Source organism: Paenibacillus sp. FSL R7-0345, from assembly GCF_038595055.1.
GTDB lineage: Bacteria > Bacillota > Bacilli > Paenibacillales > Paenibacillaceae > Paenibacillus_AQ.
The window spans coordinates 2,504,801-2,526,097 of sequence record NZ_CP152002.1; the positions used below are offsets into that span (position 1 = coordinate 2,504,801).

General features: G+C 50.4%; 22 protein-coding genes and 1 other RNA gene. 10 read left to right on the forward strand and 13 right to left on the reverse strand.

Features of this window, described 5'->3' with window-relative positions; genetic code table 11:
• Nucleotides 1-27: 27 nt before the first annotated feature.
• Nucleotides 28-519, forward strand: a complete 492-nt coding sequence (locus tag NST84_RS10400) for a tetratricopeptide repeat protein (RefSeq protein ID WP_342566394.1) — start codon at nucleotides 28-30, stop codon at nucleotides 517-519.
• Nucleotides 520-1,703: 1,184 nt separating this feature from the next.
• On the opposite strand, the gene NST84_RS10405 is transcribed toward NST84_RS10400, so the two are convergent.
• The 6 genes from NST84_RS10405 to NST84_RS10430 form a co-directional block, all read right to left on the reverse strand.
• Complete coding sequence (locus NST84_RS10405; protein WP_342565503.1) at nucleotides 1,704-2,534, reverse strand: hypothetical protein; 831 nt, start codon at nucleotides 2,532-2,534, stop codon at nucleotides 1,704-1,706.
• On the reverse strand, nucleotides 2,518-3,561 hold the full coding sequence (locus tag NST84_RS10410; RefSeq protein ID WP_342565504.1) for a M42 family metallopeptidase: 1,044 nt from the start codon (nucleotides 3,559-3,561) through the stop codon (nucleotides 2,518-2,520). Before NST84_RS10410 ends, NST84_RS10405 begins: the two co-directional genes overlap by 17 nt.
• A gap of 51 nt (nucleotides 3,562-3,612) precedes the next feature.
• Nucleotides 3,613-3,912: a lipopolysaccharide assembly protein LapA domain-containing protein gene (locus tag NST84_RS10415; RefSeq protein WP_342565505.1), complete on the reverse strand. Its 300-nt coding sequence runs from the start codon at nucleotides 3,910-3,912 to the stop codon at nucleotides 3,613-3,615.
• A 95-nt stretch (nucleotides 3,913-4,007) separates the two neighbouring features.
• Complete coding sequence (pepF, locus tag NST84_RS10420; RefSeq protein ID WP_342565506.1) at nucleotides 4,008-5,798, reverse strand: oligoendopeptidase F; 1,791 nt, start codon at nucleotides 5,796-5,798, stop codon at nucleotides 4,008-4,010.
• Nucleotides 5,799-5,997: 199 nt separating this feature from the next.
• Entirely contained in the window at nucleotides 5,998-6,168 is a 171-nt protein-coding gene (locus tag NST84_RS10425; protein ID WP_342565507.1) for a hypothetical protein, read from the reverse strand.
• A 6-nt stretch (nucleotides 6,169-6,174) separates the two neighbouring features.
• On the reverse strand, nucleotides 6,175-6,408 hold the full coding sequence (locus NST84_RS10430; RefSeq protein WP_039872008.1) for a hypothetical protein: 234 nt from the start codon (nucleotides 6,406-6,408) through the stop codon (nucleotides 6,175-6,177).
• Between the two features lie 171 nt (nucleotides 6,409-6,579).
• Here NST84_RS10430 and NST84_RS10435 point away from each other — a divergent pair, with 171 nt between their 5' ends.
• Entirely contained in the window at nucleotides 6,580-6,777 is a 198-nt protein-coding gene (locus tag NST84_RS10435; RefSeq protein ID WP_342565508.1) for a cold-shock protein, read from the forward strand.
• A 183-nt stretch (nucleotides 6,778-6,960) separates the two neighbouring features.
• On the opposite strand, the gene NST84_RS10440 is transcribed toward NST84_RS10435, so the two are convergent.
• Nucleotides 6,961-8,271: an MFS transporter gene (locus NST84_RS10440; RefSeq protein WP_342565509.1), complete on the reverse strand. Its 1,311-nt coding sequence runs from the start codon at nucleotides 8,269-8,271 to the stop codon at nucleotides 6,961-6,963.
• Between the two features lie 203 nt (nucleotides 8,272-8,474).
• Here NST84_RS10440 and NST84_RS10445 point away from each other — a divergent pair, with 203 nt between their 5' ends.
• Nucleotides 8,475-9,557 carry a tetraprenyl-beta-curcumene synthase family protein gene (locus NST84_RS10445; protein ID WP_342565510.1) on the forward strand — a complete coding sequence of 361 codons (1,083 nt, stop codon included), beginning with the start codon at nucleotides 8,475-8,477 and terminating at the stop codon, nucleotides 9,555-9,557.
• Between the two features lie 65 nt (nucleotides 9,558-9,622).
• Nucleotides 9,623-10,594 (forward strand): 6-phosphofructokinase, encoded by a 972-nt coding sequence (gene pfkA, locus NST84_RS10450; protein ID WP_342565511.1) that lies wholly within the window; start codon nucleotides 9,623-9,625, stop codon nucleotides 10,592-10,594.
• A 139-nt stretch (nucleotides 10,595-10,733) separates the two neighbouring features.
• On the opposite strand, the gene NST84_RS10455 is transcribed toward pfkA, so the two are convergent.
• From NST84_RS10455 to NST84_RS10470, 4 genes are all read right to left on the reverse strand, one after another.
• Nucleotides 10,734-12,092 carry an MATE family efflux transporter gene (locus tag NST84_RS10455; protein WP_342565512.1) on the reverse strand — a complete coding sequence of 453 codons (1,359 nt, stop codon included), beginning with the start codon at nucleotides 12,090-12,092 and terminating at the stop codon, nucleotides 10,734-10,736.
• 108 nt (nucleotides 12,093-12,200) lie between these two features.
• Entirely contained in the window at nucleotides 12,201-13,427 is a 1,227-nt protein-coding gene (locus NST84_RS10460; protein ID WP_342565513.1) for a putative glycoside hydrolase, read from the reverse strand.
• Between the two features lie 236 nt (nucleotides 13,428-13,663).
• Entirely contained in the window at nucleotides 13,664-13,858 is a 195-nt protein-coding gene (locus tag NST84_RS10465; protein WP_342565514.1) for a hypothetical protein, read from the reverse strand.
• Nucleotides 13,859-14,020: 162 nt separating this feature from the next.
• Nucleotides 14,021-14,854 carry a YitT family protein gene (locus tag NST84_RS10470; RefSeq protein ID WP_342565515.1) on the reverse strand — a complete coding sequence of 278 codons (834 nt, stop codon included), beginning with the start codon at nucleotides 14,852-14,854 and terminating at the stop codon, nucleotides 14,021-14,023.
• Between the two features lie 316 nt (nucleotides 14,855-15,170).
• Between NST84_RS10470 and NST84_RS10475 the strand changes: the two genes are divergently transcribed.
• Complete coding sequence (locus tag NST84_RS10475) at nucleotides 15,171-16,820, forward strand: DEAD/DEAH box helicase (RefSeq protein ID WP_342565516.1); 1,650 nt, start codon at nucleotides 15,171-15,173, stop codon at nucleotides 16,818-16,820.
• A 99-nt stretch (nucleotides 16,821-16,919) separates the two neighbouring features.
• On the opposite strand, the gene NST84_RS10480 is transcribed toward NST84_RS10475, so the two are convergent.
• Nucleotides 16,920-17,018, reverse strand: coding sequence for a YjcZ family sporulation protein (locus NST84_RS10480; RefSeq protein WP_342565517.1), 99 nt, complete (start codon nucleotides 17,016-17,018; stop codon nucleotides 16,920-16,922).
• Nucleotides 17,019-17,197: 179 nt separating this feature from the next.
• Between NST84_RS10480 and NST84_RS10485 the strand changes: the two genes are divergently transcribed.
• From NST84_RS10485 to NST84_RS10495, 3 genes are all read left to right on the forward strand, one after another.
• Nucleotides 17,198-18,052 (forward strand): DUF624 domain-containing protein, encoded by an 855-nt coding sequence (locus NST84_RS10485; RefSeq protein WP_342565518.1) that lies wholly within the window; start codon nucleotides 17,198-17,200, stop codon nucleotides 18,050-18,052.
• A 104-nt stretch (nucleotides 18,053-18,156) separates the two neighbouring features.
• A non-coding RNA gene (gene ssrS, locus NST84_RS10490) (6S RNA) lies at nucleotides 18,157-18,349 on the forward strand.
• A gap of 199 nt (nucleotides 18,350-18,548) precedes the next feature.
• Nucleotides 18,549-18,938: a DUF1499 domain-containing protein gene (locus tag NST84_RS10495; protein WP_342565519.1), complete on the forward strand. Its 390-nt coding sequence runs from the start codon at nucleotides 18,549-18,551 to the stop codon at nucleotides 18,936-18,938.
• Between the two features lie 150 nt (nucleotides 18,939-19,088).
• Here the strand turns inward: NST84_RS10495 and tpx are convergent, their stop codons facing one another.
• Complete coding sequence (gene tpx, locus NST84_RS10500) at nucleotides 19,089-19,607, reverse strand: thiol peroxidase (RefSeq protein WP_342565520.1); 519 nt, start codon at nucleotides 19,605-19,607, stop codon at nucleotides 19,089-19,091.
• 111 nt (nucleotides 19,608-19,718) lie between these two features.
• Between tpx and NST84_RS10505 the strand changes: the two genes are divergently transcribed.
• Both NST84_RS10505 and NST84_RS10510 read left to right on the forward strand, forming a co-directional pair.
• Nucleotides 19,719-20,345 carry a rhomboid family intramembrane serine protease gene (locus NST84_RS10505; RefSeq protein ID WP_342565521.1) on the forward strand — a complete coding sequence of 209 codons (627 nt, stop codon included), beginning with the start codon at nucleotides 19,719-19,721 and terminating at the stop codon, nucleotides 20,343-20,345.
• Between the two features lie 13 nt (nucleotides 20,346-20,358).
• On the forward strand, nucleotides 20,359-21,270 hold the full coding sequence (locus NST84_RS10510) for a LysR family transcriptional regulator (RefSeq protein ID WP_342565522.1): 912 nt from the start codon (nucleotides 20,359-20,361) through the stop codon (nucleotides 21,268-21,270).
• Nucleotides 21,271-21,297: the final 27 nt, after the last annotated feature.

Here is a 21,297-nt window from a genome sequence, read left to right on the forward strand (position 1 = left end):
GCGTCTACTGTGGATAAAGATAAAAGCATGCAGGATGCCATAGCCCTGCGGGAAGCCGGCCGGGCCGAAGAGGCGCTGGTGCTTCTGCTGGATTTGCTTGCGGCAGATAGCGGGCGTACCGGCGCTGGTAGCGATGCCGAATTGCTGTATCAGCTGGCCTGGACGCATGATGTGCTTGGTCTGGAGCGGGAGGCTGTGCCGTACTATGAGCAGAGCCTTGCCCTAGGCCTGCCGCCAGAGCAGCGGGCAGGGGCGTTGCTTGGTCTGGGCAGCACGTACCGGACGCTGGGCGAATATACCCGTGCCAGGATAATACTGCAGCAGGCAGCTGAGGAATTCCCGGAGCGGGCAGAGTTTCAGGCTTTTCTTGCAATGACACTGTACAACCTGGGAGAACACGGAGAGGGCATGGAGATATTGCTCAGGCTGCTTGCCGAAACCTCTGGCAACACGGGCATCCAGGACTACCGCAAAGCAATCTCGTTTTATGCGGACAAGCTGGATCAGGTGTGGAAATAACGTCTCGTTGTTTAAACAAAAAACAAGCTAAGACCGGAGCACACGGTGATTAGCTTGTTTTTTTGTTGCCACAAAAGCTGGCCTCCCGTTTGAGAGGGCCTGCTAGCAGCAGTGCCAGCTGATCAATGTCCTGCTAAGCACACGCCAACTGCTAAATGTTCTGTTATGAGCGGTCGCAGCTGTTTAAGGTCTGAATGAATACAAGCGGTATTAGCTCCTAAGTGTCTTGCTACAAGCAGCACCAGCCGGCCAATGCCCTGGGTACAATTAATGTTCTGTTAAGGGTAGCCATCAGCTATTCCTGTCCGACCGATCCGCATACGAGTAGTAACAGCTATCCAATGTCCTGCTAAGCAACATTAGCTACTAAGTATCCTGGTTAAAGACAACGCGGTTCGACGTGCTGCCAGGCATACTCCTCAGGCCGTCTATCTGTTCGCACACCTCATAACTCAGCTTCCCTGCTACTCTGCTGCTTAAACGAGCGATATGGGGAAGCAGCAAGGAGTAACGGACTGAGGGGACTTTATTTTTGCTGGGGCCCCTCATTCAGGCGGTCTAACGGACCGTATTGCACTTATTGGTGCTCAAGTTAGCATTATCGATGCAAATATGCCGAATTAAAGTCACTGGAGTCCGTTAGCCTGCAAAAAATAGCATAAGAGCGGAAATAAGAGCATCTGTGTCCGTTAGAGCAAGGGAATCCTGGTATTAGTAATGTAAGTATAGCAAAACCTATACTTATTGCTGATAGTCTACTTTCTTATCTGCTGTGCCTGACTTATTGCGGGGCAATACGGATTTCAATCACTCATTATAAATCCTACGATGTGGATTGCGTATTTACGGAAGGCTGCAGCAAGGAGCTACAGAGCAAACTAAGTGGAAAAATGCTATCTATTTATGCACACACAGCAAGTTAGAGGAATTTAGGTGAAAAAAAGCAACTTAATATTGCCGTTTGTACCCCAAAAGGGGGTTTTAAACAAAATGAAGTGCCGATTTGATAACTAATCATTAGAAATCGGCAGCCAGGGTGGAATTAGATGGCGAAAATCCATCTAGATTTGAGGAGCCGCGTAAAAAAATGCAGAACCGGCAGCCATGCTGCCTGATTCTGCATCTCATAATTCCTGCATCTCATATTTCCTTAGCTCATCAGCATGTCAAGTCAAGCCAATCCGCTATTCCCCGCCTGTCACTGCGATCATCTGCACGACCGGACGCGAGTCGCCGGTCAGCACGGCCTCATCGGCGTTCAGCTGCGAGGAGCCGTCGCCGTCGAGGAAGATGCCTTCCCGGCCTTCACCGGGAACGGCCTCGAGCACGGCCAGGCGGAAGGCCTCTGCCGTGCAAAGCGTAGGCGTGACGATCAGCCACAGCTTCCCGTCACTGTCATAGACAAGCCCCGAGCGCATGCGCTGCTCATCTGCAAAGGGGAGGTGCTCGGCCTGGCTCGCGGCCTCCCATAGCTCCTCATGCTGCAGATTCATGCTGATGCCGCCCTGGGCCCAGTAGCGGCTGCGGTCTGTGACAGCCAGCTCGTCGCCTGAGGAGACGGTCTGAACCGACAGCCTGCCGGCAGTGCCGTCCCAGACCAGCGTACCGCGGGCATATTTGGCGTTGAACCAGCCCGAGCCGTAAGCGCCTTTGTCCCCGTTAACGGGGACATCGTTCATGATCGCCACAGACAGGAGGTCTGTGCCGTAAAAGAAGCCGCCATTAATGCCGTAGGCGGCAATTTGACGCAGCGGCAGGCTGTCGGCCCGCAGGTTAACATCCTCCGGAGCTACAGCCAGCATATGCAGCTGCACCCCGTTCAGGCTCTCCGCTGACAGATACTCATAGTTATGCGGGAGCCCGCTAAAAGCCTCCCGCACCTGCTTGTCCGGCTTATTGAGCAGAACCGCCCCTGCCAGAATCAGCAGCACCAGCAGGGCGGAGCTAAGCTGCCAGCGCCTGCGCTGCCATAGCTGCCGCCATTTATGCTCTGCTGCTTCAGTTGGTACCGACATAGGCGGCCAGGAGCTTGGCTGTGTTCAGGACAGCCTGCTTATGCGTACGCTCCATGGAGTGGGAAGCATGCACTCCCGGGCCGATCAGCGCCCCGCGGATATTGTTGCCGCCACGCAGCGCAGCGGAAGCATCGGAGCCGTACTGCGGATAGATGTCTACCGCGAACGGGATCGCCAGGCTGTTCGCCAGCTCAATCAGGCGGCCGGTCATGTTGTAGTCATAAGGTCCGGAGGAATCCTTGGCACAAATGGAAACGTCCGTTTCCTTACAGCTCAAGTCATCGCCCATGGCGCCCATGTCTACAGCGATGAATTCGCTGATATCACCCGGAATCCAGGATGTACCGTGGCCGACCTCTTCATAGTTGGAGATCAGCAGGGCGAGGTTGTGCAGCGGTTTCCAGCCTTCGCGCTTGATGCTTTCCAGCAGGCCGAACAGAGCGGCAACGCTGGCTTTATCATCCAGGTGGCGTGATTTGATATATCCGCTAGGTGTGATAACCGCCCGTGCATCAAAGGAGATAAAGTCACCTACAGCAATACCAAGCTTGAGTACATCATCTTTTGTGGAGACCATTTCATCGATCCGGACTTCCATATTTTCTTCGGCGCGTTTGAAGTCACGCGCATCGGCATAGACATGCACAGAAGGGTGGGAAGTGAGAATGGTACCCGTATAAGTCAGTCCGCTGCGGGTATGAATGACGCAATATTCATTTTCGATGCTGTTCATTGTAAAGCCGCCGACAGAGGTCAGGCGCAGTGTGCCGTTTGGCTTAATTGAGCGGACCATGGCGCCAAGGGTGTCCACATGGGCACTGATACCGATGGTACGCGAAGGGTCGAGGCCCGGCACGGTGAGGATGACGCCGCCTTTTTCGTTCCAGCTGAGCGGGACGTTCAGTGCGGCAGCCTCCTCGGCTACCACGCGCATGACTTCGGCAGTGAAGCCGCTGGGACTCGGGGTATCAAGCAGTTTTTTGAGCAGGGATAGAATGTAGTCTTCATTAGGCTGGATTGTAAGCATGGGTTCAAATCCTCCATTCATCATTTAGGATAAGGCAGATGTAACAGGTGCTTAGACAGTCTCATCCGGCAGCGGTGCAAAAGAATCAAGCGAACGCTCGGCATCACGCAGCTTGGACAGCTCTGCATTCAGTGATTTGATCTGTTTCTGCAGCTTGTACTGGCGGAAAATCCCGTAGGAGCCGACGATAATGCCGCCGATCAGGGCGCAGCCCAAAATAACAAGAATCAGCGGAATGCTAACCTGGTCGAAGCCGAAGTTCACCTGAACCAGATCGACATTAATGACTGCAAATACAGCTGTAATCAGTGCAAAAATAAGACCTAAAATAAGCGACCATTGCATTTTCATATGAATATTACCCCCCATGGACGAGTGTGACAATATAAATCCCTTGCCCGAAGTGGGCAAGGGATTACAGCAGGGTTAAACGATTGGTTCGGGCTTTATTTTGTCAATTGCTCCATCTGCTCGATGACACTTTCGAATACGCTCATCGCTTCGCGGATCGGCTCAGGAGACGACATATCGACACCGGCCTTGGCCAGGATGTTGATGGAATAATCGCTGCCGCCGCTCTTCAGGAATCCGAGATAACGGTCCACCGCAGGCTTGCCTTCCTCCAGAATCTGCTTGGAGAAGCTGGTTGCGGCCGAGAAACCGGTGGCGTATTTGTATACATAGAAGCTGTTGTAGAAATGCGGAATCCGCGCCCATTCCATTTCAATATCTTTATCCACAACCATATCCTCACCGTAATATTTCACGTTAAGATCGTAGTAGATTGCCGACAGATCCTGCGGAGTCAGCGAATCACCTTCTTCAGCACGCTGGTGGATGATTTTCTCGAATTCAGCGAACATCGTCTGACGGAATACGGTGGTGCGGAACTGGTCGGCATAGTAGGTGAGCAGGTACATTTTTTCCTTAGGGTCAGTCGACTTGTTCAGCAGATAATCCATCAGCAGCGCCTCATTGGTGGTAGAAGCCACTTCCGCGAGGAAAATCGTATACTGTGCATCACGGTATTTAAGCGCATTGTCCGAATAGTAGGAATGCAGGGCATGCCCCATTTCGTGTGCCAGTGTGAACATGCTGTTCAGGTTATCATTATGGTTCAGCAGCACGTAAGGGTGTGTGCCGTAAGCTCCCCAGCTGTACGCGCCGGTACGTTTGCTTTCATTTTCGTAAATGTCGATCCAGCCGTTGTCATAGCCTTCCTGAAGCACACTGAGGTAGTCCTCGCCGAGCGGCTTAAGGCCTTCTTTGGTAATTTTCTTCGCTTCTTCAAAAGTAATGTCCAGCTTATATTCGTCCACGAGCGGAGCGAACAAATCATACATATGTAGTTCATCAACGCCGAGCAGCTTCTGGCGCAGCTTCATATAGCGGTGCATCAGCGGCAGGCTCTCGTGAATGGTGTCAATCAGGTTGGAATACACTTCCTTCGGAATATTATCGCCGTACAGCGACATTTCCAGTACAGACGGATATTTGCGTACCCGTGAGTAAAATACATTTTTGTTCACGTTCGCCCCAAGAGTAGCGGCAATTGTATTCTTTTGCTTAGCATAGGTTTCATATACCGCTTTAAAAGCGTTCTTGCGCACTTCGCGGTCAGGGCTTTCCAGGAACTGAATGTAGCTGCCGTGGGTCAGCTCGACTTCCTTGCCTTCCTCGTTCTTGATCTTCGGGAATTTAAGGTCTGCATTGTTCAGCATGCCAAAAATATTCTGCGGAGCCTGTGAAATGTTGCCGACCTGGGCCAGCAGTGCTTCCTCGGCCTTAGTGAGAACATGGGCTTTTTCCCGCTTCATTTCGGTCAGAGTAAAGGTGTACGCGGACAGGGAAGGGTCAGCGATGAACTGATCCAGCTTTTCTACAGGCAGGGACAGAATTTCCGGCGTGACAAAAGACAGCGCCTCTCCGGCTTCAACACTGAGCTTTTTCGCTTTTTGGGTAAGCGCCTGGTAGGTTGGGGCTGCAGTGTCTTCATCCTGGCGCATATGCGCGTATACATAGAGCCGTTCGGTCAGCTGTGACAGCTCATCATCCAGCTCGAAGCAGGCTTTGAGCTCATCTGCAGAATCCAGCTTACCCTGGAAGGCGGAGGCTTTCTTGATCAATGTTTTAACTTCGTTGTATTCCTTATCCCACTGCTCCTGTGACGCAAACATATCTTCAAGCTTCCAGCGGTTCTCAGCAGGCACTTCACTTCTTTTTACTAACTGTTCCATGGGAATCCTCCTTAAAAGATGGGATGGGGCAGGCATAGACTTCTGGGCCGCAGCGTTTGAGGATCCGCCCGGCAGCAGGCACAGTGCAAGCAGAAGCGGGAGAGATCTGGCGGTAAAGGGCATTACTGATGCCTCCTAAATCAATAGAGTCGGCTTAGTATGCCCTGCCAAATTCTGATTATGAACTTCTTAACAAGAGTTATGCCAGCAGGCTATAAATAATGAAAATAAAAGCAAGAGCAATCAGAATAACTGCGGTTAGAGCCATCCCCCGCTTAAGCCGCGGATGCAGTTTGTCCTTACTCATAATAAGAACGGCTCCGAGGCAGAGGACCACAACGATATAAATAACCAGACTTTCGTTATTCATACCAGCCTAGACCTGCTTGAATGCCGCAATGATATTTTTGTACTCTTCCTCGTTGTCCTTATAGGACTCTTTATTGAAGCGGTTGTTCACCCACTCCATCATGGCCGGACGGCTCATAAAGGTATGTGTTTCTTCGCCCCACTGGTCGGAAATTTCCCGGAGTATAATGTAGCGTCCCTGAACCTCAACGGTCATCATATTCCATTTGTCTGTTTTGTATATTTCGTGTTTTTTGATCATGTCATTACCACCCTGGCGATTTTTGGCTTTTGGCTCAATGATAACGCACCGGGGAAGTGAAAAGCAAATTAAATCACTAATATAGGGAAAAAGTGGATTGCTTTGCAGGAATAGCTGGGGTATAATGTAAGCATACGCCATATATGGCGGTATTTTTAGGAGGTTGTTCATTTGAAAGGTACAGTAAAATGGTTTAACGCAGAAAAAGGTTACGGTTTTCTTCAGGTAGAAGGCGGCGAAGATGTATTCGTTCACTTCTCAGCAATCCAGGGCGACGGCTTCAAGACTTTGGATGAAGGCCAAACGGTTGAATTCGACATCACTGACGGTAACCGCGGTCCACAGGCAGCTAACGTAGTTAAATTATAAGACTCGGCTGGGCAGTTTAGCTTCAGCTACAATATATATTTGATTTATGGCAGGCACTTGCAAGAGTGGTAACCATTAACTTACAAAGCGCACAGTTCTTTCGGGAACTGTGTTTTTTTATGCTTAACAGCCCTTTCAGAGTGCCACCGCTGGCGGACTGTAAGGGCTGTTGCTGACCGAAGGCTATAGTGAAGCTTTTTGTGCCGGAATAGGCTCTGCGGGCAGTGGTGTGATAACACGCTCTGATTCCGGCGGAGCTGCGGGAAGCGCCTTTTTGCGGAAATAGCTCCGGGAAGGCCCCCCGATATCCAGCAGATGTTTGGTGAAAAAGCCGATGAAAGCAAGTACGGAGAACAGTGCAGCTACCAGATAGAAAATGCCGCGTCCCGCATCCTCGTAGATCAATCCGCCGAAGGTGCCGCTGAGCAGACCTGAAGCGCTGGACCAGACTACAGTGAATATAGCCAGCCCGGTTGCCCGGAGATGATCGGGAATGATTCTGGTAATATAGCGGATCGCCGTTACAAAAAAGATACCGAATGAAATGCTGTGCAGGGCCTGAATCGCAATGATTGCGCCCGGATGGACAGCGAGTGACATGAACAGAAAGCGCAGGCCGTACATGAGACTGGCAAAAGCGAGCAAAGGCAGCTCCTTGAACCGTTCACCGTATTTACTGAGCAGGAAGAAGATCGGAATCTCACTCAGCGCGGATGAGAGCAGTGCCCACCCGATTACGTCATCGCCGGCATCCATGCTTTTGAGGCTCAAGGTCAGAAAGGCTTCATTCATCCGGTGTCCGAGGGCCAGAATAAATACACAGCCGAAGAACCACAGCACTTCCTTTTGCAGTAAAATCTCTTTCAGTCCGCCGCTTTTGGCAGCAGCCTTGGCCGGAGAGCCGGTAGCGGCTTCATCCTCTGCAGTACGTTTTACATCCTTTAACCCTATAGAAATCAGCAGGGCTGCAACAATAATAACAATACATACGCCGATGCTGTACGAGGAGCCGAGCGCTCTCAGCACATATCCGATAGTCAGGGCAAAAAAGGAATAGCCCAGGGAGCCGAATACGCGGATTGCAATAAAATTCCGTCCATGCCGCTGGGCAACTTTTATCGCCATGGTGTCCGCCAGAGGGAAAACAGGGTAATAGAAGAAGTAGAATAAGGATATTATAAGCATTACCGTGGAAAAACCAGTCGCTTTTGCCAGCATGATGGCGGAAACAAATTGCCCTGCCAGCAGAATAGCCATAATTTTTTTAATTGTTCCGAGCCGGTCGCTCATCATGCTCCAGAACAGATTGGACAAAATCGAAATGAGCGGCCCGATGGAATACAGCAGACCTACCTGGGTGCTGCTGAAGCCGAGATGGGTGTAAAAGAGCGGGAAATAGGAGACAACCAGTACACTGGTGCCAAAAAGCGTGAAGATGAAGGAACGCAGCCAATTCTGATCACTATACTGGCCGCCGGTCCGTCCTGATTCCATGTGTTTGCACTCCTTGGGGTATCAAATACGCTCAGTATAGCATAAAGACTGTACCAGATGTTTGTAAAAAGTTTATTAAAATGGAGTGATTTCTGAATTTTTCAAGGTTTTGCGAAAGTGATATTGTTGTTTGTACAAAAACGTTCCGCATATTATAATAATGATGATTTGGATAAGGAGACAACAATGTGGAGGCACTGTCATTGAATGAACTTGAGCAAGGCCGTAACCTAAGCCCGCGTGGCCCGATAGGGCTTATGAGCCGGGTTTACAAGTACGTGCTGCCGGAAGTGCGGGAGTGTCTGCACTCCTGGCGTGAGGATGCAGAAGGGATTCCCGATCCCGAGCTCCGGAAACAAGCGCTTGCCAGCATTGAAACCAAACAGTTTCATTGCGAAGGCGGCGGAATTTATGCTGCCGGCAATTTGTCGATGAGACATATACTGATTCCGCTTATTGTCGCCTATCAAACGATCAGTGATTATCTGGATAATCTGTGTGACCGCAGCACCTCGCTGGATCCGGCCGATTTCAGGCTGCTGCATCAATCGATGCTGGATGCCATTACTCCGGATGCCGAGCCTGTCAATTACTACGCGCTTCGCAGCGAGCAGAATGACGGCGGCTATCTGCACAGGCTGGTTCGTAAGTGCCAGGAGATGACGGCGCTTTTACCCGGTTATGCGGCAGCAGCAGGTGAGATCTATGATCTGGCTGTGCTGTATACAGACCTTCAGGTGTACAAGCATATCCGCCCTGAGCTCAGGGAAGATGCCCTGAAGGAGTGGTGGGCTGTGGAAGGCAAGCGTGCCCCTCATCTGGAATGGAATGAATTTGCAGCGGCAACCGGTTCAACGCTGGGGGTGTTTATGCTGTTTCTGTCAGCGTGCGATCCCCGTCTGAACAAGCCGAAAGCGGCTTTGATCCGTGCTGCGTACTTTCCGCATGTCTGCGGGCTGCATATTATGCTTGATTATCTCATTGACCAGGACGAAGACCGGGCCGGCGGTGACCTCAATTTCTGCAATTATTACGACAATACTGATACCATGCTGAATCGGATTGCTTCCATTGTGGAGTGGGCCCGCAAAGATGTCCGGAATCTGCCTGAGAACTCTATGCATCGGATGGTTATCGAGGGGCTTCTGGCACTTTATTTATCCGATCCAAAAGTCAGCGAACAGCGGGAGGTTCGTTCAGTATCCAAACGCCTGATGAGAAGAAGTCCGCTTACCCGGCTATTCTTTTTCGTCAACAGCCGCTGGATCCGCAAGCACATGTACTAAGGCTGTGAGGCTTCATTCCCGTTTACGGGAGCATGCTTCGCACAATTTAAGGAGGAACTAACAGGATGACAAACGTAAAAAAAATCGCAGTACTAACCAGTGGTGGAGACTCACAGGGCATGAACGCGGCTGTCCGCGCGGTTGTGCGCAGCGCAATCTTTTATGGTATTGAAGTATACGGAATCCAGCGCGGCTACCAGGGCCTGTTGAACCGTGATATTTTCCCGATGGATCTGCGCAGTGTAGGTGATATTATCCAGCGCGGCGGTACGATTCTGCAATCGGCACGCTGTCTGGAGTTCATCAAACCGGAAGGCCAGCAGAAGGGTGCGGACATCCTGAATGAAATGGGCATCGACGGTCTGGTAGTTATCGGCGGTGACGGTTCTTATCAAGGCGCCAACAAGCTTAGCAAGCTTGGTATCAAGACAATGGCTCTGCCGGGAACTATTGATAACGACATCTCCTTCACAGACTACACCATTGGTTTTGATACAGCGGTAGGTGTTGTTGTGGATGCCATTAATAAGCTCCGCGACACCATGTCCTCCCATGAGCGTTCTTCTATTGTTGAAGTAATGGGCCGCCACTGTGGGGATATCGCTCTGCATGCAGGTCTTGCTTCCGGGGCTGAAACAATTCTTGTGCCGGAAATGCCATATGATCTGAATGAAGTAGCAGACCGGATGAAGGATAACTTCACAAAAGGAAAACGCCACAGTATCGTGATTGTTGCTGAAGGCGTCGGCAAAGGCGAGGATGTAGCCCAGGCGCTTAAAGACCGCCATGCTTCACTCGACGCCCGCGTAACGGTGCTGGGACACATCCAGCGCGGCGGAACGCCGACTCCGGCTGACCGTAACCTGGCAAGCCGTCTCGGTGACTTCGCCGTGCGTAAGCTGATTGAAGGCGAATCTGCCAAAGCCTGCGGAATTATTAAAGGCGAATTGACAATTACTGATATTGATACTGTAGTAAATACGAAGAAGGCTTTCGATACTGAATTGTACGAATTGGCTTCCCGTCTCTCTCAATAACATCATAATAGATTACATCCGCCTAGGAATAGGCGGTTTTTTACATTTCCGGAACAAATCCGGAAATGTAAAGACGGCCCATTCCTTCCCGGGGGACCGGTGGAGGACTGGGCCGTTGCAGTGATGGTTAGCCGGTGATTTACCCGGTTGCCGAGGCGGAGAATCTCCGCTGAACTTTCATGAGCCGTGCCAGCAGCAGAATGGCTCCGATTGCCAGGCCGGCAATCAGCCCGACCCAGTAGCCGTAAGCACCCATGTCTGAATAGGTAGCAAGCAGGTAACCGGTAGGAAGCCCAATTACCCAATAAGCAATGAAGCAGATGATAAAGGCGGGATTGACATCCTTGTAGCCTCTTAGTACGCCTTGAGTCGGTGTGGCGATGGCGTCGGAAATCTGGAAGAAGATTGCGTAAATCAGGAAGTGCTGAATCAGGGCAATAACCTCAGATTCATCTGAGTAGAGACCGGCCACATGGCTGCCGGCGAACAGCAGGATGAGTGCCGTAAGCAGGGATAGGGCAGCAGCGGTACCGATGCCCATAATACTGTACTGGCGGGCGTCCTTCAACCTGCCGGACCCGCTCTCAAAGCCGACGAGAATGGTTAAGCTCATGCAGATGCTCAGCGGAATCATGTATAAAGTCGACGCGAAATTAATGGCTGCCTGATGGGCGGCTATCGTTACGGTATCAAAGCGGCTCATCAGCAGTGTCACAGCTGAGAATACAGCCGTTTCGAAAAAGATGGAGAACCCGATTGGCACGCCAATCTTAAGAAGCTCCTTGAAGCTGCTTAAGGATATCCCATAGAATTTGCGGAACAGCTGGAGGCTCTTGAACGGGTCATACCGGTAAATAAAATGCAGGGCAACTGCAAAAATAACCCAATAGGTTATCGCCGAGGCGACACCGGCTCCAACACCGCCCATCTGAGGGAAGCCGAACTTCCCGAAGATCAGCAGATAATTCAGGCCGACATTGACCGGAAGGGCAATTAGCGTAATCAGCATCGAGATACGGGTCTGGCCCAGGGCATCAATGGTGCTGCGCAGCACGGTATAACCGAACAGCGGGATAATACCGATTGAAATGGCGCAGAGGAAGCGGAAGGCGATATCCCGGACCTGCGGCTCCAGATTCATGAAATTTAACACAGGAGACAGAACAAGGCTGCCCGCCGCCAGTACAAGGAGTGAGATCAGTAAAGAAAGCCAGATCCCCTGGGTAACCTGATAGGATACATCTTTATTTTTTCGGCTGCCGATCAGGTGGGAGACGATCGGGGTTATCCCCATCAGAATTCCGCTGAGACCGGTTTGGATCGGAATCCACAGGCTCGTGCCGATTGCTACACCGGCAAGGTCATTAGTGCCGAATTTGCCGGACATATTGGTATCGAAGAAGGTAATGGCTGATAAAGCAATCTGGGTAATAAGGATCGGAAAAAGAATATGTAAGAACTGCCCGGCCTTTTGTTTAAGGGAATATGTTTGTTTCATGGATTAGCTGCCTCATTCTGATAAGATTTTGTTCAGGAAAAGACCCGGCATTCGCCGGGTCTTGAATCCGCTTAGCAGTCGGATAGGATGGATATGATAGCTGTAATATTATTGCTCGTAATCAACATCTGAGGTGTAACGGTTGTTGGCGTTCCACAGCAGGAATTCCTCTATATTCTCATCTTTAAGCGCTCGGATCTGATCTTCAACCTGCTGTTTGCCGTATTTGATGAAATGACCGCTTCCCAGCCAGCTGGCGGTGAAGTCCTGAATCCATGGACGGATAACCGGTTTGAAGCTGCCCAGCGGATCCAGCTTCTTATGGGTATCTACCATGGAGCCCTTAATAGTAGCATACGGATCTTTATCAGGGTCCTTTACATCGAACCATCCGGTGGAATAATGGCTTGGATAAACCATAGGGCTGATCACATCGACGTTCTTGGAAATTTTAACGAAATCCTGGCCGATGCCTTCAGCTGCAGGCACAGATGCCGCATATCCGAAAATGTCAACAGACACTCTGACTCCCAGCGGAGCAAGCTCAGCCTTGGCATATTTAACGAAGTCAGCAATGATTTCGACGCGCGGACGGTCGCTTTTGGTATATTTTAGCGTATCAGCACGCTTCTCAAAGCCTTCAGGGAAACGGACGTAGTCGAACTGGATCTCTTTAAACCCGAGCTTGGCTGCTTCCTTGGCTATATCCACATTGTATTTCCATACATCTTCATTATAAGGGTTAACGAAGCTGTCGCCGCCCTTGTTCTTCCAAACGCTGCCGTCAGTATTGACAAAAGATAATTCCGGGTGGTTCTTAGCCAGTACAGAATCCTTAAACACAACGATACGGGCAATCGGGTATACTTCATGCTCCTTCAGCCGTGTCATAAGCTTGTTGATATCACCGATGAAGTTCTGGGGAGTGCCCATTTCCTGCAGTTCAGCGTTGTCTGTTTTGTATGTGATGTATCCGGCGTCATCTTTAATGTCGATAACCATCGAATTCAGCTCACTTTTATCAAGCAGGGCAAGCAGTTGCTCCATCCGGGAGCCGCCCGCGCTGTAGGCTGTTACATAGATACCTTTGACCTTGGGCGCATCAGGCTGCGGGTCAGTATGAAGTGCACTATCCGCTGCAGGTGTGGCGCTTGGAGCAGGGGAAGCTGATGCATTGCCGGCTGCCGTATTCGTGGCAGCGGATCCGGCTTGTTCTGCGGTGATTGGCGGGTTAGCGGCTGATTTCAGGGTTGCTGAAACGTCTGCTTCATGTCCGCCGGACTGGACGCCAACGCCTCCCAGAGCCATCATAAGTAGTGCCCAGGTGATATTCATTGTGTTTTCTCTCCCTTTATGTACATTCCTTTAAAGTATAATGGAACGGCAGCATTCAAAAAGAACAGACTTGTAACAATCCGTTTAATTTTCGGAAGCCAGGATATTTACCGTCCTTTGTGTTTTTAAACGGTCTGTACAGATTCTAAACCTCCATATTAAAAGTAAATGCCGCCCGGAGCAGCGTTTAGCTGGCTCAGGGCGGCAACAATCAACTTGCCGTTAAGCGGTCGTGCTTATTGAAGGTACGCAGAATTCTGATGTTCACAAATGCTGTAGTGGATGATATCCATGGCATCCGCCGGTTCCAGAATGCTTAAACCGTCGCGCAGTACGATTACTGAATTCAGTTCGTCCTGCTTGAGAAACGGCATCATATCGGGATACCACCTCATGACGATTGCTGACAGTTTTACCGTTTCCATTTCCATAAGAGTCACCCTTTCCTTTTTCGAATGGTACTGAAGTGTTAATTCAGGGAACATCCGTAAAGCGAAGTGCCTGGAAAAAAGAGGGTAAAGCACAATCCTCATGAAATTATAAGATCCTGCGTGAGTCTAATATATCACAATTTTAAAATACGCGCATTTCTTTCAGTTGGATCTTCTCCGGAAGGAACCCATAACGCCTACAGTTTCCACAATATTGACAAAGGCCTGCGGGTCGCTGGCTTTGATAATCCGTCTGAGCTCTGCGAGTTCATAACGTGTCGTCACTGTCATTAGCATGTCCCGTTCAATATGAGAATAAGCACCTTCGGTTTTTATTTTGGTGACACCGCGCTGCAGCGGGAGAAGCTGCTCAAGCAGCTCTTCGGTACGGGTTGTTACAATATATACGGTAACCTTGATGTGGCTGACGTGAATCAGATCGACAACCTTACCGGTGACATAAATGGATACCATGGAGGCCAGCGCCAGGTTCCAGTTATCATCGAAATAGGCGGCAGCCAGAATCACCAATCCGTTTAGTGCAACCAATATATTCCCGATTGGAAAGTCGCGGTAACGGGTAATAATTGAACCGAGGATATCAAAGCCGCCGGAGGATCCGCCCATACGGAAGGAGATGCCGGCGCCTACGCCAACGAGCACCCCGCCGAACACAGAGGCCAGAAGCATATCAGAAGCAACAGTGACTTCCGGTATAAGGGCCATCAGCCAGGTGGTGGAGCCGACAGAAAGGATGCTGAGAATAATAAATCTCCGTCCCAGCTGAAACCAGCCGGCTGCAAGCAGCGGTATATTGAAGAGCAGATACAAAAGGCTGATATTGAACGGAGTAAAGTAACCGACCAGCATGGCCAGACCGGAGACCCCTCCGCTTAGCAGCCTGTGGGGGATCAAAAACAGGTTGAATCCGCAGGCAATCAGCGCTGAGCCGAAGATTACAGCAAGGCAGCTGCCGATTTGTCTTAGTTTTAACAAGTGTTTCACCTCTGACGTGTAATGTAAGTAATGAAAGTAAGGAATACACTGGTATTCCTAATTGGGTTTGTGATATAATGTATAGGATATTCTTGAGTAGAACGTTACAATGGTATTTTTGCATTGCTTCGGATGTGAAGCTACAATTGTTCAGGTCTTTAACCGGCCCTGATCTTACGGACATATTTTCGTCCCATACGCGTAAACCCATGCAGAGATTACGGCATGATTGGACAGCCTATAAAGGTGTTTACCGCTACTTAAGAATACAGATAAGCATGTGGAATGTCCACTGTATAGAAGGAGCATGAATAATTTGAAAACATTCGCAGAATTCGGCTTGGAGCCTAAAGTGCTTCAAGCAATCACAGAGCTAGGATTTGAAGAGTCAACACCGATTCAGGAGCAGGCGATCCCAATCGCGCTGACAGGAGCGGATATGATCGGCCAGGCTCAGACAGGTACCGGTAAAACCGCAGCGTTCGGTATCCCCCTCATCTCCAAGATCTCCCGGGAAGACGAAAGAATTACAGCACTTGTTATGACGCCAACCCGCGAGCTGGCTATCCAGGTTGCTGAAGAGATCGGCAAGCTGTCCCGCTTCAAAGGTCTCCGTTCCCTGGCCATCTACGGCGGACAGGACATCGGGCGCCAAATCCGCGGATTGAAGAAAAAGCCGCAGATTATTATCGGTACACCAGGCCGTCTCCTGGATCACATCAACCGCAAAACCATCCGCCTGGACGACGTTCAGACCATCGTACTGGATGAAGCTGATGAAATGCTGGATATGGGCTTCATGGAAGATATCCAGAGCATTCTTAAGCTGGTACCGGAAGAACGTCAAACTATGCTGTTCTCGGCAACAATGCCTCCTAACATTCAACGTCTTGCCCAGCAGTTCCTGAAGAACCCGCAGCATGTATCGGTTATCCCTAAGCAGATCAGCGCACCTCTGATCGACCAGGCTTACATTGAAGTGCCTGAGCGTCAGAAGTTTGAGGCCCTGAGCCGCCTGATTGACATGGAATCTCCAGAGCTGGCTATCGTCTTCGGCCGTACCAAGCGCCGTGTAGACGAGCTTGCTGAAGGCTTGCAGAAACGCGGATACTCCGCTGACGGACTGCATGGTGACCTGTCGCAGAACCAGCGTGATGCAGTAATGCGCAAATTCCGTGACGGCAGCATCGATGTCCTGGTAGCTACTGACGTGGCTGCACGCGGTCTCGATGTATCCGGCGTAACACATGTAATCAACTTTGACCTTCCGCAGGATCCGGAAAGCTATGTACACCGTATCGGCCGTACCGGCCGCGCTGGTAAAGAGGGTACAGCATGGTCATTCGTGACACCGCGCGAAATTGATCACCTGCACCTGATCGAGCGTGTTACCCGTCACCGCATTACCCGCAAACCGCTGCCTACAATGGCTGAAGCGATTGAAGGTAAACAACGTATTACAGCAGAACGCCTGCTGGCAATGGTTGAAACCGGGGATCAACTGAACGAATATAAAGGTATTGCAATTCAGCTGCTGGAGCAATATGATTCCGTACAGCTGCTGTCTGCAGCCATGAAGCTGCTGACTGGTGATTCCAAGGATGCGCAGGTTGAACTGACACCGGAGGATCCGATCCGTGCTAAACGCCGCGGCGGCAAATACGATATCCGCAGCGGACGCAAGCCTAACGGAGGCTATGGCGGCAACCGCTCCGGCGGAAGCGGCGGCGGCGGTTACAAGGGCAACCGTGAAGGCGGAAGCTACGGCGGCGGATACAAGGGTAACCGTGACAATGCCGGCGGCACAACTCGCGGCGGTTACAGCAGCGGATACGGCGGCAACAGCAGCAGCGGCGGCTACAAAGGCAACCGTGATGATGCAAACCGCAGCTCCGACCGTAAACCTTATTCACGTCCAAGCGGCGCAAGCACACGCCCTGCTAAGCGCGAAGACTCTGAAAATTAAGCAGCAGCCGGTATTACGGCATTAAGAAGGCGAGAACCGTTCTGCGGTTCTCGCCTTTTTTTTGAACAAATATAATGTAGGTCAGGAATGTTCTGTTGATTAAACCATGAATGTGCGGGTGATGATGACAAGCAGGATGAACAGGACCAGAATGGTGCCGGTGGAAGTCCAGAGGCCGTAGCCGACAGGTGTGGACATAGGGGTTAACCTCCTTTAAATAAGGTTGTTTCAGGGGTACGCTCCTAATATATGGACATTTCGTCAACACTGCATAGACCTTTACCCGGATTCACAAGAAATGGGCGCTGGAAAAGTCCGGGGTAAATAGGTTATAGTTAAGATACGCAGTATGCGCGAGACAGACAGGAGGAAGGGAATTGGAGTTTAAAGGAGCTATGGGCGGTTTATACCGCATCACGGAATGGATTTCACGCATTGCCTTCAGCAATATATTGTGGGGACTGTGTTCGATTCCGTTTCTGTTTATTGCTGTTATGAAGATCATTATGCTGGGTTCGGCGACTGGCGGGGCTAACGAACAGCTTACACTCAACTGGGCGCTGGGGATTTTGGCACCGTTCACAGTGTTTCCGGCTACAGCCGCACTGTTTACTGTTGTGCGCAAATGGGTGATGGGGAATACGGATGTCAGTACGTTCCGTACCTTTTTTCAGGGCTACAAAGAGAATTATCTCAAGAGCATGCTTGGGGGACTCATCTATACCGTGCTGTTTGTTGTAATGTACGTTGATGTGACCGTATACATGACTCAGATGGCCAATTTCAGAATTGTTGGAATTCTGATGCTGGTGCTGATGATTATTCTGTTTGTATCGATGTTTAACTTCTTTTCGATTGTCGTTCATTATCAGATGACCTTTAAGGAAGTGATCAAGAACTCTGTCCTGCTGACCATCGCCCGGCCTATCCGTGTGTTCTCCACATTGATTGGTTCTGCAGTGCTTGCATATATAGGTCTGCGGTACCCTGTGTTGTATGTGATCTGCATTCCTACACTGGTTGCTATGTTGGCTTTCTTTAACTTCTTTGCTACATACAACAAGCTGCAGCTGCAGGTTGAGAAGAAGCAGCAGCAGGAGCTGGAAGCCCGGGAGGCTGCAGAAAAAGAAGAGCAGGAGCGGCTTCTTGCGGAAGCCGATGACGATGATGACGACGATGATGATGACGATTACGATGACAAGGATGACTCCAAATCACCGAAGCGGATTTAACATCAGCGTTACAATCTGAGGCAAATAGGGACGAGAATTTTATTCCAGTGTAAATTAAAGCGCATACAGGTTTACTTTTTCGTCAAAACGCAATATAATAGTTATAAATCCTGCGATGTACGTTACGGTTGCTCGTTGTTTTGAACCAATGATAATGTCTCGGGAGACTTATTACGGAGCGCGGCTGAACAGCCCTGTCTATATGACCTGGGGAATTCAAAAACGACTTCTGCGGTCACCCACCTGCTCTCGCAGGTTCAGAAGACACTGTAGCCGGACGGCATAGGCGGGTTTTCTACTGATTTTGACAAGGTGCCCTGTATCCCGCAACTGCGGAGGCAGGGTACCTTTTTATTTGCAGCGTCTTTTTGGGAAGAGTGCCTGCGAATGCCTTTCTTACATAAGGATCAGGAAAGTGAGCAATGCTCTTTTGTTCCTGGGATAAGAATGTTACACTGATAATAATGAACTTGGGACTAAAAGAGGGGGAAACATTTTGTCGCTCAAAAGAACATTGGTCGGTATTTTCCGCAGTCATGACGGAACAAGCGACCGTGCAAAGGATCCGGCATTAAAGACACGTTATTACACTCTTTCGAAAGACAAGGCATGGGATGAAGTCTCTTCAACGCTGAAGAAGGTACCTGGTTACAAAGTGCTGCATGAAGTGCAGTCCGTAGGAGAAATTACCCTGGAGAAAAGAACAGGGTTTGGCCGTACGCTGGACATCACAGTATCCGTACTGAATACCTCGCCGGTACGCTGCGGCATCGATATTTATTCCGCATCCAGAGGATCGCTTGGCGATCTGGGTGCCAACTACCGTGTAATTCAGCGCCTGTATGAATCGCTGGACAAGAAGCTTGGCAAGTACAAGACGGAATAATCACACCTTCCGCTTTAGTTGTCCGGTGTTTGTATGCGGTTCCGGGAATCAATAATAGGATGTGTCATCTATATCAAAAAGCGGCGGAAGGAATAGCCTTCTGCCGCTTTTTTAACATATCATAGCTTTTAAAATGAAGGTTACAGCGGACTACAGCAGTTCCTTGACAGCGGCGACCGCTGCATCATAATTAGGGTGCTCAGTCATTTCGCCAAGGTACTCAACATAGGTCAGTTTGTCATTTTTGTCGATAACAAAGATGGAACGCATATCCAGGCGGAACTCCTTAATCAGTACGCCATAAGCTTGTCCGAATGCGGCATCCTTATGGTCCGAGAGCGTAATAACCCGGTCAATGCCGGCAGCGCCGCACCAGCGGGCCTGGGCGAATGGAAGATCAGTGCTGATCGTGAGGATGACTACGTCGTCTCCAAGCTCAGCAGCTTCGCTGTTGAAGCGGCGGGTCTGGGCGTCACATACACCTGTGTCCAGGGAAGGCACGACACTGATCAGCTTGATTTTGCCGGCATAATCACGGAGTGAAGCATCCTCCAGCAGGTTCTTGCTTACTGTGAAATCCGGAGCGCTGTCTCCGACCTTGAGTTCGGGTCCTACCAGAGTGATCGGATTACCCTTGAATGCGGCTACGCCTGTTCTTTCTTGCGTCATGTCCTTACTTCCTCCTCGAATTGCAATATTGGATTGTTACTGCCAGAATAAATTATAATCGTTTTAGAAGGCTTATGTCCAACCGGACAACATACATAAAGGATGGGTGCTATGATATTCATACGTTACGAAAACTGGAAAAGCTATTTGCGGTATTATCCCGTAACCGTTGTTCTTCTGCTGGCCAACCTGTTAATGTTTATCGTTGTGTCGCTGAACGGCGGTTCAACCAATCTGGATACGCTGGTGAAATTTGGTGCTGTCGTCGATAACGGGCCGGAAAAGGAAGAGCTATGGCGTTATTTTGCCGCTATTTTTTTACATAACGGATTTTCGCATCTGTTCTTTAACAGCTTCTCGCTGCTGGTATTTGCCCCGCCGCTGGAGCGGCTACTGGGCTGGTGGAGATATGCGCTTTTGTACATTATGGGCGGGTTCCTGGCCAATGTCCTCTCGGTTGCACTCGGGCAGACGCCTGAAGCTTATACGGCAACCGTATCTGTAGGCGCCTCAGGCGCAATATACGCTATTTATGGTGCGTTTCTATATATAGCCGTCCTGCAGAGGGGTATGATGGATGAGGGCTCACGCAAGACGCTGTACGGGCTGCTGGTAATGGGGATTGTTATGTCATTTGTTACGCCATATGTTAATTGGATAGCTCATCTGGGTGGCCTTGCCGCCGGATTTTTCCTGTATGGGCTGATTATCCGTTTACTAAAAAGAAGAAGGCGATAGGAGAGGTTAGGGAGTGGAACTTAGACAGCTGCAGTATTTTCTGAAGGTTGCCCAAAAAGAGCATGTAACCAAGGCGGCGGAAGAGCTGCATGTAGCCCAGTCTGCTGTAAGCCGCCAGATTCATCAGCTGGAGCAGGAGCTTGGGGTTGATTTGTTTATGCAAAAAGGCCGTAATCTGCAGCTTACCCCGGTAGGTCAGCTGTTTTGCAAGCGTGTAGAGACGCTGTTGAAGGATCTGGAACGTTCTGTGGCGGAGGTGCATGAATTTCTTGATCCGGAGCTGGGTGAGATCCGGATCGGCTTTCCGCATAGTCTGGGTACACATCTGATTCCCTCCATTGTTGCAGAGTTCCGCCGGCTTTATCCAAATGTCAGATTCCGCTTTAAGCAGGGGACTTACGCGTCGCTTATCAAGGATGTATTGTCGGGTGAGGTGGATCTGGCATTCATTTCCCCTTTCCCGGAAAATGACGGACATGTTGCCGGGGATATTGTGATGACCGAGGAGCTGTTCGCCATTCTGCCGCAGCACCATCCGCTGGCCGGGGAAGAAGTAATCCGGCTTGAGCAGCTGCGCGATGAGAAATTTGTTTTGTTCAGTCAGGGATACTCTCTAAGACCGATTGTCTGGCAGGCCTGTATCCAGGCCGGGTTTAAGCCAAAGATCGCCTTTGAAGGCGGGGAGACGGATACGATCCGCGGCCTGGTTGCCGCCGGCATGGGGGTCAGCCTGCTTCCGGAGACGGCCCTGTACCAGACGAATCCGATGCAGCCGGCTCAGGTCAGGGTGGTGGAGCCGGCGGTCACCCGGACGGTGGGCATTATTCACCGCAGTGACGGCAAGCTGCCGCTGGTAGCCAGATCCTTCCGTACCTTTCTGCTGACTTATTTCAAGGACAAAAACAACAAAAACCCGGAAGCCTAAAAGCCTTCCGGGTTTTTGTTTCTGAAG

Excerpts from the sequence above, each read along its gene's own strand:
- NST84_RS10465 (WP_342565514.1), bottom strand. The coding sequence starts at position 13,858 with ATGGAAATGGAAACGGTAAAACTGTCAGCAATCGTCATGAGGTGGTAT.
- NST84_RS10460 (WP_342565513.1), bottom strand. The coding sequence starts at position 13,427 with ATGAATATCACCTGGGCACTACTTATGATGGCTCTGGGAGGCGTTGGC.
- NST84_RS10405 (WP_342565503.1), bottom strand. The coding sequence starts at position 2,534 with ATGTCGGTACCAACTGAAGCAGCAGAGCATAAATGGCGGCAGCTATGG.
- NST84_RS10480 (WP_342565517.1), bottom strand. The coding sequence starts at position 17,018 with ATGTCCACACCTGTCGGCTACGGCCTCTGGACTTCCACCGGCACCATT.
- pfkA (WP_342565511.1), top strand. The coding sequence starts at position 9,623 with ATGACAAACGTAAAAAAAATCGCAGTACTAACCAGTGGTGGAGACTCA.
- pepF (WP_342565506.1), bottom strand. The coding sequence starts at position 5,798 with ATGGAACAGTTAGTAAAAAGAAGTGAAGTGCCTGCTGAGAACCGCTGG.
- NST84_RS10430 (WP_039872008.1), bottom strand. The coding sequence starts at position 6,408 with ATGATCAAAAAACACGAAATATACAAAACAGACAAATGGAATATGATG.
- NST84_RS10440 (WP_342565509.1), bottom strand. The coding sequence starts at position 8,271 with ATGGAATCAGGACGGACCGGCGGCCAGTATAGTGATCAGAATTGGCTG.
- NST84_RS10505 (WP_342565521.1), top strand. The coding sequence starts at position 19,719 with ATGATATTCATACGTTACGAAAACTGGAAAAGCTATTTGCGGTATTAT.
- NST84_RS10415 (WP_342565505.1), bottom strand. The coding sequence starts at position 3,912 with ATGAAAATGCAATGGTCGCTTATTTTAGGTCTTATTTTTGCACTGATT.
- tpx (WP_342565520.1), bottom strand. The coding sequence starts at position 19,607 with ATGACGCAAGAAAGAACAGGCGTAGCCGCATTCAAGGGTAATCCGATC.
- NST84_RS10425 (WP_342565507.1), bottom strand. The coding sequence starts at position 6,168 with ATGAATAACGAAAGTCTGGTTATTTATATCGTTGTGGTCCTCTGCCTC.
- NST84_RS10400 (WP_342566394.1), top strand. The coding sequence starts at position 28 with ATGCAGGATGCCATAGCCCTGCGGGAAGCCGGCCGGGCCGAAGAGGCG.
- NST84_RS10410 (WP_342565504.1), bottom strand. The coding sequence starts at position 3,561 with ATGCTTACAATCCAGCCTAATGAAGACTACATTCTATCCCTGCTCAAA.
- NST84_RS10455 (WP_342565512.1), bottom strand. The coding sequence starts at position 12,092 with ATGAAACAAACATATTCCCTTAAACAAAAGGCCGGGCAGTTCTTACAT.